This window comes from Lysinibacillus sp. JK80, from assembly GCF_027557635.1.
GTDB lineage: Bacteria > Bacillota > Bacilli > Bacillales_A > Planococcaceae > Lysinibacillus > Lysinibacillus capsici.
Window position 1 is genome coordinate 3,378,914 of sequence record NZ_CP058997.1, and the last position, 20,750, is coordinate 3,399,663.

The 20,750-nt window shown below is 38.6% G+C and carries 16 protein-coding genes; 4 read left to right on the forward strand and 12 right to left on the reverse strand.

Features of this window, described 5'->3' with window-relative positions; genetic code table 11:
* Positions 1 to 66 precede the first annotated feature (66 nt).
* From HXV90_RS16945 to acsA, 5 genes are all read right to left on the reverse strand, one after another.
* A complete protein-coding gene (locus HXV90_RS16945; RefSeq protein WP_048393719.1) occupies positions 67 to 1,197 on the reverse strand; it encodes an acetylornithine transaminase in 1,131 nt (376 codons plus the stop codon).
* Between the two features lie 73 nt (positions 1,198 to 1,270).
* A complete protein-coding gene (gene argB, locus HXV90_RS16950; protein ID WP_048393515.1) occupies positions 1,271 to 2,056 on the reverse strand; it encodes an acetylglutamate kinase in 786 nt (261 codons plus the stop codon).
* The gene (gene argJ, locus HXV90_RS16955; RefSeq protein WP_048393513.1) at positions 2,019 to 3,251 is read right to left on the reverse strand and encodes a bifunctional glutamate N-acetyltransferase/amino-acid acetyltransferase ArgJ; all 1,233 of its coding nucleotides are present in this window, start codon (positions 3,249 to 3,251) and stop codon (positions 2,019 to 2,021) included. Before argJ ends, argB begins: the two co-directional genes overlap by 38 nt.
* A gap of 56 nt (positions 3,252 to 3,307) precedes the next feature.
* On the reverse strand, positions 3,308 to 4,342 hold the full coding sequence (gene argC / locus HXV90_RS16960) for an N-acetyl-gamma-glutamyl-phosphate reductase (RefSeq protein WP_048393511.1): 1,035 nt from the start codon (positions 4,340 to 4,342) through the stop codon (positions 3,308 to 3,310).
* A 232-nt stretch (positions 4,343 to 4,574) separates the two neighbouring features.
* On the reverse strand, positions 4,575 to 6,302 hold the full coding sequence (gene acsA / locus HXV90_RS16965; protein WP_369700625.1) for an acetate--CoA ligase: 1,728 nt from the start codon (positions 6,300 to 6,302) through the stop codon (positions 4,575 to 4,577).
* 321 nt (positions 6,303 to 6,623) lie between these two features.
* Here acsA and HXV90_RS16970 point away from each other — a divergent pair, with 321 nt between their 5' ends.
* From HXV90_RS16970 to HXV90_RS16980, 3 genes are read left to right on the forward strand one after another with little or no spacing between them, the layout of a single operon-like run.
* A complete protein-coding gene (locus HXV90_RS16970) occupies positions 6,624 to 7,256 on the forward strand; it encodes a GNAT family N-acetyltransferase (RefSeq protein WP_036078398.1) in 633 nt (210 codons plus the stop codon).
* A 24-nt stretch (positions 7,257 to 7,280) separates the two neighbouring features.
* The gene (locus HXV90_RS16975; protein ID WP_048393508.1) at positions 7,281 to 7,928 is read left to right on the forward strand and encodes an acetoin utilization AcuB family protein; all 648 of its coding nucleotides are present in this window, start codon (positions 7,281 to 7,283) and stop codon (positions 7,926 to 7,928) included.
* Positions 7,928 to 9,088 carry an acetoin utilization protein AcuC gene (locus HXV90_RS16980; protein ID WP_048393507.1) on the forward strand — a complete coding sequence of 387 codons (1,161 nt, stop codon included), beginning with the start codon at positions 7,928 to 7,930 and terminating at the stop codon, positions 9,086 to 9,088. The genes HXV90_RS16975 and HXV90_RS16980 overlap by 1 nt, the downstream gene beginning before the upstream one ends.
* Positions 9,089 to 9,266: 178 nt before the next feature.
* On the opposite strand, the gene ccpA is transcribed toward HXV90_RS16980, so the two are convergent.
* Positions 9,267 to 10,271, reverse strand: a complete 1,005-nt coding sequence (gene ccpA, locus HXV90_RS16985) for a catabolite control protein A (protein WP_048393506.1) — start codon at positions 10,269 to 10,271, stop codon at positions 9,267 to 9,269.
* A 174-nt stretch (positions 10,272 to 10,445) separates the two neighbouring features.
* On the reverse strand, positions 10,446 to 11,531 hold the full coding sequence (locus HXV90_RS16990; protein ID WP_004226108.1) for a bifunctional 3-deoxy-7-phosphoheptulonate synthase/chorismate mutase: 1,086 nt from the start codon (positions 11,529 to 11,531) through the stop codon (positions 10,446 to 10,448).
* Positions 11,532 to 11,704: 173 nt separating this feature from the next.
* Between HXV90_RS16990 and pilM the strand changes: the two genes are divergently transcribed.
* The gene (pilM, locus tag HXV90_RS16995; protein WP_269897651.1) at positions 11,705 to 13,858 is read left to right on the forward strand and encodes a pilus assembly protein PilM; all 2,154 of its coding nucleotides are present in this window, start codon (positions 11,705 to 11,707) and stop codon (positions 13,856 to 13,858) included.
* A 53-nt stretch (positions 13,859 to 13,911) separates the two neighbouring features.
* Here pilM and HXV90_RS17000 read toward each other — a convergent pair whose 3' ends face one another.
* The 5 genes from HXV90_RS17000 to ytpR form a co-directional block, all read right to left on the reverse strand.
* Entirely contained in the window at positions 13,912 to 14,412 is a 501-nt protein-coding gene (locus tag HXV90_RS17000) for a YtxH domain-containing protein (RefSeq protein ID WP_004226105.1), read from the reverse strand.
* 135 nt (positions 14,413 to 14,547) lie between these two features.
* The gene (locus HXV90_RS17005) at positions 14,548 to 15,051 is read right to left on the reverse strand and encodes a DUF948 domain-containing protein (protein ID WP_048393503.1); all 504 of its coding nucleotides are present in this window, start codon (positions 15,049 to 15,051) and stop codon (positions 14,548 to 14,550) included.
* A 109-nt stretch (positions 15,052 to 15,160) separates the two neighbouring features.
* Positions 15,161 to 16,474: a UDP-N-acetylmuramate--L-alanine ligase gene (murC, locus tag HXV90_RS17010; protein ID WP_004226102.1), complete on the reverse strand. Its 1,314-nt coding sequence runs from the start codon at positions 16,472 to 16,474 to the stop codon at positions 15,161 to 15,163.
* A 229-nt stretch (positions 16,475 to 16,703) separates the two neighbouring features.
* Positions 16,704 to 19,871 (reverse strand): DNA translocase FtsK, encoded by a 3,168-nt coding sequence (locus tag HXV90_RS17015; protein ID WP_269897652.1) that lies wholly within the window; start codon positions 19,869 to 19,871, stop codon positions 16,704 to 16,706.
* Positions 19,872 to 20,133: 262 nt separating this feature from the next.
* Positions 20,134 to 20,748: a YtpR family tRNA-binding protein gene (gene ytpR, locus HXV90_RS17020; RefSeq protein ID WP_048393499.1), complete on the reverse strand. Its 615-nt coding sequence runs from the start codon at positions 20,746 to 20,748 to the stop codon at positions 20,134 to 20,136.
* Positions 20,749 to 20,750 lie beyond the last annotated feature (2 nt).

The window sequence follows — 20,750 nt, forward strand, 5'->3', positions numbered from 1 at the left end:
CATCCCTAATGTCTAGACATTTTTGCCGCTAATGCCTCACTTTCATTGCTGAACGAAAGTGTATTATCACGGTAATATGTTCTTTAAAATAGCTACTGCTTTGTCAATCTCTTCCTTCGTGACCGTTAATGGAGGCAAAAGACGAATAACTGTTGGCCCTGCCCCTACTAATAAAAGACCACTTTCTTCCGCTGCCGCGATATAAGGCGCAACTTCAGTGTCCCCACAGCCAATCCCTAACAAGAGACCCTGGCCTTGAACAGTATAGCTAGAAGATAAATGAGCCCTTAGTTGTGCCACAAAATAGGCAGATATTTCTCGTACCTGCTGTAAAAAATCTGGCTCAAACACATGATTTAAAACAGCTTGTGCCACATTCATCGCAAGAGGGTTTCCACCGAATGTTGTACCATGTGTTCCTGGACTAAATGTAGCATGAAGCTCAGCAGTTCCGAGCATTGCACCAACAGGGAAACCACCACCTAAGCCTTTTGCCAAAGTTACGATATGTGGCTTTAATACCGTTTGTTCAAATGCATAGCGTGTTCCTGTTCTTCCAATGCCCGTTTGCACTTCATCAACAATTAGTAGTACACCTTGCTCCTCACAGACTTTTGCAATAGCTGCGGCAAATTCTGCTGATACACTATTGACGCCACCCTCTCCCTGAATCATTTCTAGCATTATAGCTGCAACTGAATCATCAACGGTTGCTTCAAGTGTAGCAGCATCATTAAATGGCAAAATCGAAAATTTTTCTACGAGTGGTCCAAAGCCATTATGTACTTTGCCTTGACCTGTTGCAGACATTGCTCCAAAAGTACGACCGTGGAATGATTTTTCAAATGTAATAATATGATGTTTGCCTGTATGCTTACGAGCTAATTTAATGGCCGCTTCATTAGCCTCAGCCCCGCTATTACAAAAAAAGGCATGTGAAAAGTGTGTATTAGCAATTAATTTTTCTGCCACCTTTTCCTGACCTGGTATTTCAAAAAGATTTGAAATATGCCATAGCTTTTGGCTTTGCTCTTGAAGTGCCTGTACAACGGCTGGATGGGCATGACCAAGACTCACCACAGCAATGCCACTAGTAAAATCCAAGTATTGCTTCCCTGTTGAATCCTCAACAATTGTCCCCTGACCTTTAACAATTTGTGCACGACGCTTGCCGTAATTCTCAAATAAAACACTCATGTTATCATCTCCACTATCATTTAAAATAGTTTCTTTCAACAACTATACTTCTCAAGCTATCCTATTTAGAACACTAGGAAGAAAGAAGTTCACTTGTGGCTACAATTGTTGTACCAATTAAAGTTGCGCCTACAATTTGTACAGAAGGAATCCCTGCCCGTAAACAGTCAATCGCTCCTTGCACTTTCGGAATCATTCCACCGTAAATATGGCCCTGCTCTGTCCATTGATCTATAAGACTAGGTGTAGCTATTGCTTGATATTCATCTTCAATACGGATACCACTCACATCTGTCACGAGTAGTAAGCTATCTGCTCCGACGGCTAAAGCAATTTCACTTGCTACCGTATCGCCATTAATATTAAGAGCCTGACCTGCTTCGGTCGTACCTACGCAGGCAATAACAGGTACAATCCCTACACCCATTAAAGCTTCCAATAAGGATGTATTGATATTTTTAATAGCTCCTACATACCCGTAAGTCTCTTGATCTAAAAAGTCTACGACTATCAACTGATTATCAAAGCCATTTAATCCGATGGCTGCTATACCAGCTGTTGTTAACTCATGAACTAATGCAGTGTTTACTTGCCCTATTAGGGTCGATTGGACAACTTTAATTGCAGCCTCGTTAGTGACACGTATTCCATTTAATGTATGTGATTGTAGGCCTTGAGCAGCTAGTTCTCGATTTATGGCTGGCCCACCCCCGTGGGTAATAATAAGCTCTACCCCACTCTCTTGTAATCTTTTAAAATTATCAAAGAAAGCCTCATTTAAACCTTCCAGTGTACTGCCCCCAAGCTTAATGACCACACGTTTATGAGCGGTATGATGCATTGATTTGGACATAGTCATATGTTAAGTCACATCCCCAAGCATGCCCCTTACCATCACCCACACCAAGGGACACATAGATTTTTACTTCATGCATTTTTAATATTTGAATTAACTCGTCCTCAGAAAAGGGAATTGGTTCACCGTTTTCTACCATAGTAGCACCACCGATTTGGATAGTAATTTTATCTGGATCAACTGTTGCGCCACTATACCCTACTGCTGCAATAATACGCCCCCAGTTGGCATCACAGCCGAAAACTGCAGTCTTTACAAGTGGTGAACCAACGACTGTTTTTGCAATTTTACGTGCCTCCTCGTCTGAAATTGCACCAACAACTTCCACTTCGATAAGCTTCGTTGCTCCTTCACCATCTTTGGCAATCATTTTTGCTAAATCTTCCGCTACTGTTTGCAAAGTGTTAAAGAAATTTTGCCAATCTGGATGCTCTGGAGTTAAAGAATTATTCCCTGCCAAGCCATTAGCCAATATTACCACTGTGTCATTAGTGGATGTATCCCCGTCAACTGTAATAGCGTTAAATGTTAAATTAGTAATAGTCGATAAAGCTGCTTGTAACACATCAGATTCAATGTTGGCATCTGTTGTAATAAAGCCTAGCATTGTTGCCATATTAGGTTCGATCATACCTGAACCTTTTGCTACACCAGCAATGATAACTTCCTTGCCATCCACAGTTGTACTATAGCTTGTGTTTTTCATGACGGTATCTGTTGTCAAAATAGCCTGCGCAAAGTCAATCGCACTTTCTAAATTGTCCTTTGGCTCTAACTGAAGAATACCATTTGCTACTGGCTCTAATTTCATCATTTCTCCAATAACACCTGTCGAGCAAACTCCCACCAAATTTGGTGCAATCCCTAATTTTTCAGCAGCTAGCGCTTGCATTGTTTGGGCATCTTTTACACCTTGTTTACCTGTACAAGCATTCGCATTGCCTGAATTCACGATCATCGCTTGCATTTTCTTAGTTGCATAAACAACTTCCTTCGTGACTTTTAATGGTGCTGCTTGCACAGCATTTGTAGTAAAAACACCCGCAACACTTGCTGGGACTTCACTTACTAAAAGGGCTAAATCCTTTTTCTTATGTTTTAAACCACAGTGTAATCCGGCTGCCTTAAAGCCTTTTGGTGAAACAATATTTTTACTTGATAATTTTTTCATTACATTCGTTGAAGTGGTAACTGTCATCCGAAATTCCTCCTTAGATTAATAAATAAGAGAAGCATACAGTTGCCTGCATGCTGTTAAATAAAGAACGGTACAACATCTAGCCCTGTCGTTTGTGGTAAGTCAAATTGCACATTCATATTTTGGATAGCTTGCCCTGCTGCTCCTTTGACAAGGTTATCAATTACACTAACAATTGTGGCGCGATTTGTACGGGAATCTACTTTCACTAGAATGTCACAATAATTTGATCCCTTGACACGATTTGTCCCTAAACTCGATGCATCCGTAACGATTCGAACAAATGGATGATTCTCATAGGTTGCCTGTAAGCAAGTGATCAATTGCGACTCTGTAATTCCCTGCATTACTGGTGCATAGGATGTCGCCAAAATTCCCCTGGTCATTGGAACCAGATGCGTATTAAAAGTAACCTTTGTATCTGCTTGAGCAAACATGGAAAGTGCCTGTTCAATTTCGGGAATATGTTGATGTGTATTTACTTTATAGATCGAAAAATTCTCATTTGTCTCACTAAAATGGGTAGTTTGTGAGGGCTTATTGCCTGCTCCTGAAATGCCACTCTTTGCATCAATAACTAGAAAACTAGGATCAATTAAACGTTCTTTTACAAGTGGTAGTAAGGATAATAAAACTGCTGTTGGGTAGCAACCCGGATTAGCAACAAGTGTTGCTTGACGTATAGGCTCTTCATTCCATTCTGTTAAACCATATACACTTTGTTGAACACTATGGAACGGTGCAGCTTTTTTGCCATACCAGGTTTCATAGCTTGCTAGATCTTTTAACCGAAAATCACCAGATAAATCGATTAACTTTGGTCCTTTCCCAACCAAAGGCGGTAATAGCTCACTTGTCACCCCAGATGGTGTACTCGTAAAAATAACATCGAATTTTTCTAAAGTGTCATACGCTATCTTTTGTAACGGTGTATCAGCTATCCTAACAAGATGGCCAAATTTCGAAGAAAATTGGACACCCTCTTCTGAAGAAGTAAATAAATCAATTCGTTCTACAGCTGGATGATTATGTAAAAATCGAATAAGTTCTAGACCACCATATCCAGTTGCTCCAATAATACCTACTTTCACTGCACTCACCTCTGAAATAAGTTAAAAATAGTATACGTCTGCATATTTATTAAGTCAACTGAATTTTTATTTAATTCATTGTTTTTTGAAATAGATAATATTTCACCTACTCTCACCTCTATACTATTGTAAATCCAGAAAAAAGAAGGCAAGAATCCTTTCGCCCATCGAATGAATCCCTGCCTTCTTTTTATGCACATGTTGTATAAATATCAATTGATGTTGTAGATAATTAATCTTCCATGGTTGATAAATCACCAGTTGGTAAATTTAATTCCCAAGCTTTCAAAACGCGACGCATAATTTTACCACTACGTGTTTTTGGCAATTTATCTTTAAATTCTATTTCACGTGGTGCTGCATGTGCAGATAAACCTTTTTTAACAAAATCACGTATATCTTCAATTAATGCATCAGAAGGTTCAATCCCTTCTCGTAAGGATACAAAGGCTTTAATGATTTCACCTCGCACCGGATCTGGTTTCCCGATAACACCCGCTTCAATCACATCTGGATGCTCAAGTAGCTTACTTTCTACTTCAAAAGGTCCTACACGTTCACCAGCCGTCATAATGACATCATCCACACGCCCCTGGAACCAGAAGTAACCTTCATCATCCATATAGGCTGAATCTCCAGAAACGTACCATTCTCCTTTTAGGAAATAAGATTCATAGCGCTCTGGATTGCCCCAAATTTGGCGCATCATGGCAGGCCAACCACGACGAATAGCTAGATTCCCCATTGTAAATGGTGGAGCCTCATTGCCTGCATCATCTACAATCGTCGCATGAATACCAGGAAGAGGTTTCCCCATTGAACCTGGCTTAATATCCATCGATGGATAATTACAAATCATATGTGCTCCCGTCTCTGTCATCCACCATGTATCATGTATACGATGACCTAGTTCCTCTACTCCCCAGCGAATAACTTCTGGATTCAAAGGCTCACCAACAGACAGCACATGGCGTAAAGATGTGAGATCATAGCTTTCAAGCAAGCCACTACCTGCGCCCATCAGCATACGGAACGCTGTTGGTGCACTATACCACACTGTCACACTATAATCTTCTATAGCCTGATACCATGCTTGTGGTGAAAATCTTCCTCCGACGATTAGCATTGTTACACCGTTTAACCACGGACCAAAGATGCCATAGGCTGTTCCTGTAACCCATCCAGGATCAGCTGTACACCAATAAATATCATCTTCACGTAAATCAAGTACCCATTGTGTCGATTGATATTGCTGAATCATAGCATTATGGACATGCAATACACCCTTTGGAGCACCTGTTGATCCAGAGGTATAGTGAAGAATCATCCCATCTTCTCTGTCTACCCACTCTATATCAAAATGAGCTGAAGCTTCTTTTAAATGTTTAGTAAAGTCTAGTATTTGAGCTGTTTCCTCAACGCCCTCCCCTACTAAAAAGATATGCTCCAATTTAGGTAATTTAGCTAAAGGTACACGTTCAAGTAAAGCAGGTGTCGTGACTAATACTTTCGCCTCACTATCAGCAAGTCGATCATACACAGCACCTTCCATAAAAGCTTCAAACAATGGTCCAACAATAACCCCCATTTTCAACGCACCTAATAATGAAAAATAAAGCTCAGGTGAACGAGGCATAAAAATAAATAAACGATCACCTTTCTGCAGATTAGTAGTCGCTTTAAAAACATTTGCTGCTTTGTTTGTTAACCTTTTCATTTCATTAAATGAATATGCCTCTTTCCGTTTACCATCATTAAAATACAATGCCACCTTATTTTTGCGATGTGTTTCTGTATGGCGATCAATAGCCTCATATGCCATATTCACTAAACCTGTTTCGCTCCAACTAAATGCCTTTTCCGTATCTGCCCAATTATGAGATTCTGCCACTTCTTCATAATTCGTTAAATGGTGTTGACCAGGTAAAGCCATTAACTTCTCCTTCATTTTCATCCCCATGAAAATACCCCTTTCTTTGCTTTTGTTTTTGACTAAATTTCAACAATCCCCCCTGTTGAAATTCAGAGAATTTCCCAAAAGCAAAATTGATATGTAGCAATTGTTATATAACAGTTATCCATAGTATTAATGTTCGAATCCCTAATAGCACTACTTTTATCTGTTAAATAACAGAAGCAATATAATCTTATTTTACACGAATTCAGATAGATTGTCTCAATATTTTTATTTTTCCAAAAATACAGGTATATTTTGCAAAAATAAGCGTTTTTACGCAAAAAATCAGCTATAATGGAATTATTAAACTCAGGTGGTGTAATTATGGAACATAAAAAAACTTTTTTTTCTGTCACAAAGGAAACAAAGCATGGTACTGTGTATGTGGAAGGACCTGTGCCTCCAGAAAAATTAGCTACATATTCATTCCATGAAGGCTTGGTTGCCTTCAGACCTCCAAAACAGCAACAGCAGGCCATTATAGAAATTGCTGGACTACCCGAAGGCCGTATTATTATTATTCGAAACGAAGATATTATTGTAGGCTATGTTACCTATCTTTACCCTGATCCACTTGAACGATGGGCAGAAGATCGTATCGATGACATGATTGAATTAGGTGCCATTGAAGTCATTCCAGACTACCGTGGTACTGGTGCTGGGAAGGCACTACTAGCCGTTTCATTTATGGGGGATGAAATGGAAGATTATCTTGTGATTACTACCGAGTACTATTGGCATTGGGATTTAAAAGGAACTGGTTTAAATGTTTGGGATTACCGCAAAATGATGGAGAAAATGATGAGCTCTGCTGGTTTCGAATATTTTGCAACAGATGATCCTGAAATTACATCACATCCAGCCAATTGCCTGATGGCGCGCGAAGGAAAAAGGGTGCCTCCTGAGACAATGGAAAGATTTGATAGACTTCGTTTTAGAAATCGTTTCATGTATTAAAACTAATACAAAGGGGATGCATATATGATTGTAGAAGAAATTATGAATGATAAGCCTTATACATTAGCTCCTACCAATACCGTGCAGGAGGCACTAAAGTTAATGCGTGAAAAGAAAGTTCGTCATTTACCAGTTGTAGATGATGAACACCACGTTTTAGGTGTAATTACTGAACGAGATATTAAAGAGGTCTTGCCCTCATCTTTGCAGGATGAACCAAACTCTCCTATTTTTAATGCAAAAGTAGAGGATATTATGGTGAAAGACCCCCTTATAGGTCATCCACTAGATTTTGTTGAAGAGGTGGCACTTACGTTTTACGAATCAAAAATAGGCTGTTTACCTATTGTCTCTGGTGGAAAATTGGTAGGCATTGTTACGACAACAGATTTACTCTATACATATATAGAGCTGACTGGTGCTACAGAGCCTGGGTCAAAAATCGAGATTCGGGTATCCGATACCCCGGGAGTTTTATTTGAAATTACCAAAATATTTCATCAACATCATGCCAATGTCCAAAGCGTCTTAGTTTATCCTGACTCTGAAAATACACAAAACAAAATTTTAAGCGTCCGAGTAAAAACACTAAATCCTTTAGCAATGATTGAAGATCTACGCAAAGAGGGCTTTGATGTCCTATGGCCAAATTTACCGGGTGTTTCGCTATAATGAAAAAGGCCGTATTCGTATACTCGCCAGAACAACTCGGATATAAATTTTCAGATACACATCCTTTCAATCATAAACGCTTGACGCTAACTATGGATCTACTAAAAAATATTAATGCACTCGATGATGTAGATATTGTACCAGCACGTGTTGCAACGGAAGAAGAGCTATTGCTTGCACATGATTCAAAATATATAGATATTGTAAAAAAAGCAGGACATGGTGAATTATCAGAAGCACAATGTGAAAGCTATGGGATTGGCACTGAAGATACCCCTATTTTTGAAAATATGCATGAAGCAAGTGCACAGCTAGTTGGTGGAACTTTAACCGCTGTTGATTATGTAATGGAAGGAAAAGCCGAACACGCCCTTAACCTTGGTGGAGGACTCCATCATGGTTTCCGTGGTCGTGCATCAGGTTTTTGTATTTACAATGATAGCACAGTGGCTATTCGTTACTTGCAGGAAAAGTACAACGCTCGTGTACTTTATGTAGATACAGATGCTCATCATGGGGATGGTGTCCAATGGAGCTTTTATGAGGATCCTAATGTTTGTACACTGTCCATACATGAAACTGGTCGTTATCTATTCCCTGGAACTGGAAATATTACTGAGCGCGGCAATGGGCAAGGCTATGGAACCTCCTTTAATTTTCCAATGGATGCGTTTACTGAGGATGAAAGTTTCCTAGAGATCTATGAACAGTCAATGCGAGAGATTTTTGAATTTTTCAAGCCAGATGTTGTATTAACACAAAATGGTGCAGATGCACATTATTTTGATCCATTAACACATTTACATGGAACAATGAATATTTATCGCGAAATTCCTAAGCTAGCTCATCAATTAGCACATGAGTATTGTGATGGTCGATGGATTGCAGTGGGGGGCGGTGGCTACGATATTTGGCGAGTGGTGCCCCGTGCCTGGTCCATGTTATGGTTGGAAATGACTGACCAAGCGTTACCAATGGGGCCACTCCCTCAAGCATGGCTGGATCGCTGGCAACCAGAAGCACCTGTTCCTTTTATTCCAACATGGGAGGATCCGATTCCTTTATATGAGCCAATTCCTCGTAAAGCGGAAATAGAGGAAAAGAATGCTCAAATGTTAGCCAAATCGCTACATATTATTCGGAATGAAAGACGGGATTAATTTCTTGGCCTCACGATATTCGTGAGGCTTTTTAAATTAGATGAATGCTTTTGGTGGTATATCCATCAATTCTTTTGTTCTATCCCTCACCTTTGAAACGCTATCCTCTATTTTTGACGTTCCATCCAGCAAATAAAAACACGCAAATCCTTCATTAGCGATTTACGTGTTAGTATCATTATTTACTTTTGACAGATTGTCGATGCTCAATACGGTGTGGTAAAATAACCGCTTCGTCCTCGACAGTTTCCTTGCTCATTAATTTTGTCAGCAGGCGCATTGCAACAGCTCCAATATCGTAAAGCGGTAGCGCGACACTTGTTAACTGTGGGCGAACCATTCGTGCTAACTTTGAGTTCTCAAAGCTGATAACTTCAATATCTTCTGGAACATTTTTGCCCGCATCTTGTGCGCCATGAATTAAACCGATGGCCAATTCATCACTTCCTGCAAAATAAGCTGTTGGTGGCTGTTCAAGAGCAGATAAAATCTCCCAAGCCTCTAAGCCCATATCATAGCTGGACTCTTCTGCAGCAATTAATGCTTCATCTATTGGTAAACCAGCATCCTGCAATGCTTTCTTATAGGCTGCTAGCTTGAATTTTCCGTTAATTGTATACGAAAGTGGGCCAGTTACAAAACCAATCCGTGTATGGCCATTTTGAATAAGTAATGAAATAGCTTCATAAGCCGCCTGGAAATAATCGATATTCACAGTTGCAATTGTTTGGGATTCATCCACAGAGCCTGCAAGCACAATTGGTACTGGCGAATGATCCATCGTTTGCTGCATCTTTTCTGTAACCTCATCACTCATCATGACAATACCATCAACCTGTTTTCCAAGCATTGTATCCAGTAGCTGTAACTCTTTATCTTCATGTTGATCTGAGTTGGCTAAAATAATATTGTAACGATACATTGTGGCAATATCCTCTACACCACGAGCCAGCTCCGCATAAACATTGTTTGCAATATCTGGGATAATCACGCCAACTGTTGTTGTTTTCTTACTTGCTAAACCTCGCGCTACTGCGTTTGGACGGTATTCTAATCGTTCAATTACTTCTAGTACTTTTTTTCGTGTTGCTGGTTTTACGTTTTGATTACCATTGACTACACGAGAGACCGTTGCCATGGAAACATTTGCTTCTCTTGCAACATCATAAATTGTAACAGTCATCGTACGTGCCTCCCTTTTTTCCTATTATAGCCTTATCATACGATAATTTTCATATTATTTTCAAGAAGAACTACGTAAAAACCAAGTACTAATAGTCCTATTCTAGACATTATTTTGTCACGATATAACAAACACCGCCTGCCGAAGTAAGCAAGCGGTGTTCGCTGTTAACAATTAAGCATGAATTTCATGGTTTTTCATGAATTTTTGTAGCGTTTCATAGAATGCGTCAAATGTTGGGATGTCCATTTGTTGTTGTGAGTCAGACAATGCCACAGATGGATCTGGATGCACCTCTGCCATGACGCCATCAGCACCAATTGCAATAGCTGCTTTTGCACAAGGTAATAATAAATCACGACGCCCTGTTGAATGTGTAACATCTACGAATACTGGCAAATGCGTTTCTTGTTTTAAAACTGGTACGGCTGAAATATCTAATGTATTACGAGTTGCTTTTTCATAAGTACGAATACCACGTTCACAAAGGATAATGTTTTCATTTCCTTTAGACATAATGTATTCTGCAGCATGAATGAATTCATCAATTGTTGCAGCTAAACCTCGTTTTAATAAGACAGGTTTATTTGTTGCACCTGCTGCTTTTAATAATTCAAAGTTCTGCATATTACGTGCACCAATTTGGATGACATCAATATAATCCAATGCTTCCTCTAAATGACCTGGTGTCACGATTTCTGTAATAACACCTAAACCATATTCCTCGGACACACGTTTTAAGATTTTCAGACCTTCTAATCCAAGACCTTGGAAGTCATAAGGAGAAGTACGTGGCTTATAAGCACCACCACGAATTAACTTTTCGCCTTTTGCTTTAATAGAAGCAGCAACTGCTGCTACTTGCTCATAAGACTCAACCGCACAAGGACCAAATACGAAAGATGGTTTTCCTTGCCCAATTAATTCACCATTGATATTAATAATTGTATCTTCTGACTTCTTCTTACGAGATACAAGCAACTCTTTCTTTTTATCAGCCTCAAGTTGTTTTAAAGCTGTTTTAAAGATTTGCTTAAATATATAATCAACCGTCATTTGGTTTAATGGACCTTGATTGTGTTCTTTAATAAGATCAAGCATGTGTCTTTCACGCAGCGGATCATAGCGATTCACACCTTGTTTTTCTTTAATTTTACCGATTTCATCAACTACAGCTGCACGTTCATTAATTAGACGAAGAATTTCTAAGTTTAAACCGTCTATTTGACTACGTAAGCTTTCTAAATCTTTTTGGCTCATGCTTTCTTGCTCCTCTCCTCATGACAGACACTTTCAGAACTCTGAAATGTATGTTACATTTTTAGATAATAGCATTATTATAATCAATGTTGTTCAGAATGTCACGCATTTTTAATTTAGCGCTTCAACTCGCTAAATTATTTTCAAGTATGACGCGAAAGGAAGCGATTACATTGAGTTCTAAACTATTCGCACTTGATATTGGCACTCGCTCAGTGGTCGGGATTATTCTCCAAGAAGAAAATGATCATTTTCATGTGGAAGATATTTTAGTAAAAGAGCATAAAGAACGTGCCATGGTAGATGGACAAATACATAATGTCATGTATGTGGCAGAATTAATTAATGAAATAAAACGTGAACTTGAAGAGAAACATGGGCCTCTCACAAAGGTAAGTGTCGCTGCAGCAGGTCGATCTTTGAAAACTGAACAAGCTAGTGTGACCATCAATATTCGTAATCGACCAATTTTTACTGAAGAAGATATTAGTCGCTTGGAACTTCAGGCTGTTCAACAAGCACAGCAGCAACTCTTGCAACAAAAAGAGGATGCAAAAATTAGCCACTATTATTGTGTAGGTTACTCAGTCCTGTATTATCGCTTGGATGGCGAGGAGATCGGAAGCTTGTTGGATCAACAAGGGGATGAAGCCCAAATCGAAGTGATAGCAACGTTTCTACCTCGTGTAGTTGTGGAATCATTGATTGCCGCTCTTAAACGAGCTGATTTAGAGATGGAAGCATTGACGTTAGAACCGATTGCTGCCATTAATGTGCTGATTCCTCCAACGATGCGTCGCCTAAATGTGGCACTTGTTGATATAGGAGCAGGTACATCAGATATTGCCATTACGGATAAAAGTACAGTTGTAGCTTATGGCATGGTCCCTACAGCTGGCGATGAAATAACAGAAGCTTTAAGCGACCACTATTTGCTAGACTTCCCTGTAGCTGAACAGGCTAAACGTCAGCTACAAACCTCTGAAGAGATATTGATTCAAGATATTCTAGGCTTTGATCAGTTCTATCCAAAGGAAGAGGTTTTTTTAGCAATTGAGCCTGCAGTTAAACAGTTGGCGAAGTCTATCGGAGAAGAAATTCTACGACTCAATAATCGAGTAGCACCCAAAGCCGTTATGCTGGTTGGTGGCGGTAGTTTAACACCCAACCTTACTACAGAACTAGGTCAAGTTCTAGATTTACCAGCTAATCGTATTGCTGTTCGAGGCATTGATGCTATTCAAAACTTAACAAAAGAAGATCATATAAAAGCCTCACCTGAATTAGTCACACCTATTGGTATTGCCATTGCTGCTAAAAAAATGCCGATTCAATATATGAGTTTAACAGTCAATAACCAAGTGGTACGCCTTTTTGAACTAAAAGAAATGACTGTTGCAGATGCCTTTCTAGCTGCAAATATTCGTGCAAAGCAATTATATGGAAAACCAGGACATGGACTATCTATCAGTGTCAACGGACAGGACATATTTATACCAGGTGGACATGGTCAGCCTGCTGAAATATTGGTAAACGGGCAACAGGCATCAACAAAAAGCCTGATTAAAACTGGAGATGCCATTCAGTTAATAGAAGGCCAAGATGGGCAACAGGCGACGGCTACAGTAAGAGATCTTATAGATGATGCAGCAATAAAGACTGTGACAATCCAAAACACCAAATATGTGATTGAGCCCAAAATTTCTGTCAATAACTCTTCTGCATCACTCGATACCGTTTTAAATGATCGTGATATCGTCGTTTTTGATATTGCCGAAACAATTGAGGATGTATTCAAAATCACTAATAATTGGCATTTATTAAAGCAATTTGAGTCCTATACGATTCAAGTAGATGGACAACCTTTATATTTACCAGAGTTCTCTTCTCAGCTAATGATTAATGGAAAAGTAGCCAAATTGAGCTATGCTGTACAAAATGGAGATGTGATAAGCTTCCAACAACCATCTCTACCAACAGTACAGCATATCGCAGACCAAATGAATCTTTTGCTAGAGGATAAAATCATTATTCATTTCCAACAGGAAGTTTTGGAACTAAAGAAGACTGCAAATGAAGCGATTGTTAATAAAATGGTTGTGTCACCACAATCCACTGTACCCAATGGAGCGACTTTAGTATTTAAAGAAAAGGATCGTAGTCGTTGGATTTATCAAGATGTTTTCCGATTCTCTAATTGGCAGCTGCCAAGTGCCTTTAAGGGGAATTTTACGATTTTAAGAAATGGTCAGCCAGCGAGCTTTGATACAGAGATATTTGGTGGTGATCAATTAGAAATAATATTAGAAGCTACACCTATCATTTAAAAAAAGGGATACGTTACAACTTTATCTTGTAACGTATCCCTTTATATTATGCATTATGCACGAACTTCTTCATTTGTTTCTTCTTTTTGATCTGCTTTTTCTGTCGTTTCTTCGGCTTTTGGTTCCTCACTTGGAATATAATCCTCTAATGGTTCTTCCCCTTCAAAGGAAACCGTACCATCATCAAAAACAGTTGGTGCTTTTGCTGTTTTTAGTGTTTTTACTTTCTCTACTAATTGTGTAGATTGCTCTTGAATTTGTTTAGAAAGTTGAACTGTTTTATCTTTTGCAGTTGTCGAGAAGTCTGCACTCTTATCTTTTAGCTGAACAGCTTGTACAGCCACATCACTGCGTAAATCTTTTCCTGATTTTGGAGCTAACAGTAGACCTGCAGCAGCCCCTACGATTCCACCAACTAATGCGCCAATCACAAAATCTTTCATGTTTACACGCTCCTCTTCATAAATCGAGTCTTGCGGATGATAAAGCTGAGGCAAAGAACTTTCAAGCTGCTGTTCCTTTACTTCGTTAAAATTTGGCTTTTGAGTTGTCATGCAACAATTCCTCCCCATCTAATTATCAAATTTGTCTAGACTGGTTGTCCATCTATTTTCACAGATGCATCTTCAACTTATATGTCTAAGACTTTATTTTTATTCAGCCAGCATAGAATACTCACTGAATAATTATCATTTTTTACGACCCCATTTTCTTTTTGGTGTTTCTTCTACTTGCACAGTTTCAAATGCATAGGCATCAGGTGATACCGTTTCCTGCTCGATGATTTTTCGCTTTTTCCATTTATCAGCAATACCCATCGCAACATTACTCCATTGTACAACTTGTGCAATTTTTTCTTCATTTTGTTCTACGCTTTTAGAGACAGAAGTAGTAATCTGCTGAACAGAATTATTTAAACCATTAACGGAGTCACCAATACCTTTAACAGCTTGAACAACTGAATTTAATTGTTCAGATTTATGTTGAATATCCTCTGCTAAGCTATTTGTTTTTGATAATAAAGAAGTTGTTTCGCGTGTAATGCCTTCCATTTGGCCTTCAATCCCAGATAATGTCCCTGCTAAGCTGTTTAAGATGGATTTAAGCGAGAATAATGTCATGCCCACGCTCACACATAAAATTAAAAAACCGATTGCAGCAATAATGGCTGCAATATACAAAATCACTTCCATAAGTTGACCTCCTGCTAGTAAATTGTCTTTACTATTACTTTCCCTATCTTCGACAAAAAAAACGGAATTCCTGCTTAAATTTGAGAAAAAACAGCTTAACCCCTACGGACTAAGCTGTTTCATTGTTTTTAAGCACGTCTTCAAAAGCATCTTGGAACTTGTGAACATCACCAGCGCCCATAAATAAAAATACTGCGCCATTATGTTTTGTTAATATATCAATTCCTTCAGTGGTAATCACTGCACTGCCTTCAATAAGTGACGCTAAATCATGAATAGAAAGCGCGCCTTGCGTTTCTCTCGCAGAGCCAAATATATCACATAAATAGGCTGTATCTGCAAGGCTCAAACTATCCGCAAAATCTTGTAAAAAAGCTTGTGTACGTGTAAATGTATGTGGTTGGAAAATCGCAACTAGCTCACGTTCAGGAAATTTTTGTCGTGCTGATTGAATTGTCGCGCGAATTTCCGTTGGATGGTGTGCATAGTCATCTATTAAAACATTATCCCCTATATCCGTCTCAGTAAAACGTCTTTTTACACCTTTATACGTGTGTAAACGCTCCTGAATAATATCTGGAGAAATGCCTTCATATTCACATAGCGTAATAACCGCCAATGTATTTAAAACAGCATGATCCCCAAATAATGGGATAAAGAAAGTGCTATAAAATTCATTACGTACAAAAACATCAAATTTTGTACCCTCAGTTGTTTTTTCAACATTACGAGCTTCAAAGTCATTTTCAGCACCAAATCCATAATACACAACTGGTACTTTTGCTTGAATACGTTGAAGCTGTTCATCATCACCACATGCTATAATTGCTTTTTTCACTTGTAATGCTAATGATTGAAATGCAGAATATACGTCCTCTATATTAGCGAAGTAATCTGGATGATCAAAATCGATGTTCGTCATCACAGCATAATCAGGATTATATGCTAAAAAGTGACGGCGGTATTCACACGCCTCCATTACAAAGAAATCAGCATTTTCATGACCTGCCCCAGTACCATCACCAATTAAATAAGATGTCGGTTTATAGCCACCTACCACATGTGCCATTAAACCAGTCGTAGATGTTTTACCATGTGCACCTGTGATGGCAATAGATGTATAGTTGCCAATATATTCACCTAAAAATTTATGGTAACGAATGACTTCTACACCTATTTCTCGAGCACGTACTAATTCAGGGTGATCATCAGAAAATGCATTACCTGCGATCACTGTCATACCTTCTTTAATATTATCTGCATTAAATGTAAAAATTGGAATATTACGTTCACGTAACGGTTGCTCCGTGAAGAAATATTTATCGACATCTGAGCCCTGTACTTGTTCACCAGCATCAAATAAGATTTGTGCAAGCGAACTCATGCCAGAACCTTTAATGCCTGTGAAATGAAAAACTGTCATTAATTAAACCCCCCGGGAATTTCAATATCCCATCTATCATCTATTAGGTGTATCGTATTATTTCACGAATGGTTAGGTATTAATACCTTCACAAGTGTTAAAAAATACGTACTATTCAACACATCTTGTCTATTATAGCACTTTTTATGCATAAGGATAGATGTGTAACTTTTCTAAAAAAACTAAATTCGACGTAAATTAGATAATCTAGACGAAAACAATGCAATTCTTATTCAAACATAGTAATTAAATCTTCTTCTGTAATGTAACTTTCACGTGGCTTACTTCCTCTTGCTTCCGAAACAAAACCATGTGATTCTAACATGTCAATTAAACGAGCAGCACGATTATAGCCAATATGATACTTTCGTTGAATCAATGAGGTAGAAGCGCCACCTTGCTCATAGACAAATCGACAAACATCTTCAAATAAATCGTCCTGTTCTGCGGACACCTCTGTTTTCTTTAATAATTCCTCTTGATCGAAAATATAATCAGGCTCACCCTGTTCACGAACATGCTCAATAATCGATTCAATTTCATCATCTGTAACAAAAGTTCCCTGTAAACGCACGGGCGCTGACATACCATTACCTAAATATAGCATATCCCCTCGACCAAGTAACCTTTCAGCTCCTTGCCCATCTAAAATGGTACGAGAATCAATTTGAGAGGAAACTGCAAAGGCAATACGTGTAGGGATATTTGATTTGATTAACCCTGTAATAACATCCACTGAAGGTCTTTGCGTTGCAACAATTAAATGAATACCACATGCACGTGCCTTTTGAGCAATACGGCAAATGGCCTCCTCTACATCTGCTGGAGACATCATCATTAAATCTGCTAACTCATCAATGACAATTAAAATGTAAGGCAACTTCAGGCTATGTTCATTATTTTTATCAGCTATGGCATTAAAACGTGTAATATCACGTGCACCTGCATGAGCGAATAGTTGATAGCGACGCTCCATTTCCTCAACTGCCCATTTTAGTGCCGCCGTTGCCGCCTTTACATCTGTAATGACAGGACTAACTAAATGCGGAATATGATTAAATGGCGCCAGCTCTACCATTTTAGGGTCGATCAGCATAAGTTTTAGCTCGTGTGGTGCAGCTTTATATAATAAACTAACCAAAATAGAATTAATACAAACGGATTTACCCGAACCCGTTGCACCAGCGATTAAGCCATGTGGCATTTTACGTAAATCTAACGTAACAGGTTTTCCAGTCAAATCAAGTCCTAATGCTGCCTCTAATGGTGAATCTGACTCAACGAAGGAGGCACTATTTGTTACCTCAGATAAGCGAACAGCTCGTGATACTCGATTTGGGATCTCAATACCGATCGAACTTTTCCCAGGAATTGGTGCTTGAATACGAATATCTTTTGCTGCTAGGGCAAGTTTTAAATCATCTGCTAAGTTTCGAATTTTACTCACCTTTGTACCATGGCTCACCGTTATTTCAAATTGAGTAACAGCAGGACCTTGCATAATCGATTCAATTTGCGCAGAAACTTGGAAATAAGATAGTGCTTCGACTAATGTGTCGCCCTGTTGCTCCATCCAATCCGTATCCTGTGTTTTTTCCTCTGGTGGCTCTAGATATTCATCCGTTGGCTTTTGATAAACGTGTACAGGCTTTGCTGGTATCTCAGCTTCTACTTCTACTTCTACTTCTACTTCTACTTCTTGTGGTGCTACTTGATTCTCAACAGATTCTACCGGAGCATACTCTACAATTTCTGAAACTACTTCAGGTTCGATAGCTAGTTCTGGTTCTGACACTTGGTCCCGTTCTGAAGATAGTTCAAGTTCTGGTTCTAACTCAAGCTCTGGCTCAATAGTTGCAGAAATTTCATCAGCAGCTGCTTTTTCAATTTCTATTCTTTCATTTGTTGAGATACTTGACATGGATGTAACAGGAGCCATTGTAATTACAGCAATAGGCTCTTCAGCACTACTTTTTGTAGGGACACTTTCTACTTCATCTTTTACCTCAAGTTGCACTGGACCATCTACTTGCAATTGAACAGTCTCTGACATATGGAAATCGTTGTCATCTTCTGGTGGTGAAACGGACATTTCATTTGTTGTCATGCTGTCTAAGGACGATGATTTTTCTGGCATCACATCCACTAGTTTGTTTTTCTCTGTTTCTGGCATGCTCTCTACACGTATAGGCTGCTGAGCCATCTTCAATTGCTGTTGGATTCTCCATTTTTCTTTATCTGTTTTTAACATTAGTACATTAAATGGAATTCGACTTTTTTCTTCCCTCGATGCAGTATCAGGAGATTGGTCATCCATTGACGGTTGAACGACAGTAACTTCTCCAATATGGATCGTAGAATTTTCTATTTGTACTTGTTCCACAATCATTTCTTTGACATGGATTTCCGATTGATCTGCTGAAAGTTGTTGAACTGTTTGATCTTGAACAACAGCTTCCTTCTCTTGCCCTTCAAAATCCATAGCAAAAGAAGTCGTTTGAGGCACAGCTACATTTGATGACAAATTTTCCTTATCATCGTTCTCTTCAACCAACAGTTCTTCCTCAAAAATAATTGGTTCACTTACTGTCGAAAGTTCTTTCGATTGAATAATCTCATGGTGTTCCGTTAAAACCGTTTGGTTTGTGCTAGCCGGCTCTTTTTCTTCTAGTATATTTTCATTGACCTCATTTGTTGTCGCTTCTTTTAAAGGCATTGCAACAGTAACCCTTTCAACTGCCTGTACATCGGTTTCTTGCTTCTCATATTCCTCTTTTCTTTTATCTAATAAATCTTTGATGGGACTTGGTTTTGCAAAACCATAGACAGGTGAAGGCACATCTGTTGGAACAAATCGTTTGCGATTCTCAGGCATAATATTTTCAACTTTTTGTTCTTTTCGCTGACTCTTTTCTTTTGGTGCAGGTGCAGTCATAGGACTTATAGTAGCTGTTTCATTTTGTGCATCTCGAAAGACTAAGCTTGCTCTTGAACGAAATTCTTGTTCTGAAGGCTGACTTTTCATCATTGTTTTTCTACCTGTACGTTTAGAGCGATTTGCTAGTAAATCTCGAATTCCTGAAACCTCAACATCATAAACACTAGAATCGACAATATGATGATTTAAATGTTTTGGTAACGATAAATCCCCAATTTGTCCATAATCATCATCTTCCATTTGATCAAACATTTCTTTTGAGTGCGTATAGGATGCTTCACCTTCATCATCGTCAATCAAAGGGAAACGGAAAGTCTTTTGCTTAGCGATTGGTGGTTCTTTTTGTGTATGTAATTGCTCCGACTGAACTTCTCCATAATCCTCATAATATTCTTCATACTCATAGTCTTCATCTTCTTTATTAATAAATTTACTAATTTGTTTTTTAAACCAGTTCACTTCGTTTCACTCATTTCTCTTACACTTCATTTATAGCATTGTCTAGTTTTAAATTTATCAATAGCTCAATGTCTACATCAAAAAGCATACCATAAAAACGGTCTTGAAACTTGCATTTAGAGGCTCATTCTAAACAAAAAAATCGTTATGCTACTAGCATATTAGTAACATAACGATTTAGGGCATTTCACCTTGACACAAGGAATAATATCATGATAAAACATTTAAATTTTAATAATTTCTTTTTTAAATAGGGGAATTTTTATTTAGTTGGTGATTCAAAAGCACTACCAACTATAGCATCCTCTGGTAATACTAAAATTCCTTTTTCAGATGGTGCATTAGGAATCGCTAATTCACGCGCTGAACAAAGCATGCCGTAAGACTCAACACCACGTAAATTTCCTTCTTTAATAAGCATTCCCGAAGGCATTACGGCACCAATTTTCGCAACAACTACCTTCTGACCTGCTTCTACATTAGGAGCTCCACATACAATTTGTAGTATCTCATCTCCTACATTCACTGAACATATACTCAATTTGTCAGCATTTGGATGCTTGTCCTTTGTTTCTACATAACCAACCACAAATTTTGGTGAAAAATCAACATCAAGATTAATATTAGCTCCATTTTTTTCGATTGCCACCGCTAGCTGTGCTACTAATTCTGGTGTCACTTCTACTAAGCCTTTAGCATCTGTTTGGATGTAACTGCTCGCATTAAATAAATTGAAGGCTTTAATTTCTCCCGTTTGAGCTTCCCTTAAAATAGCAATATCACCAGCACGTTCTACTTCTGTTTTCACAATAGCCTCCGTTGCTAGTTGAACTAGTAAGACATCTCCTACATGCTCTTTGTTGTAAAATACGTTCATTG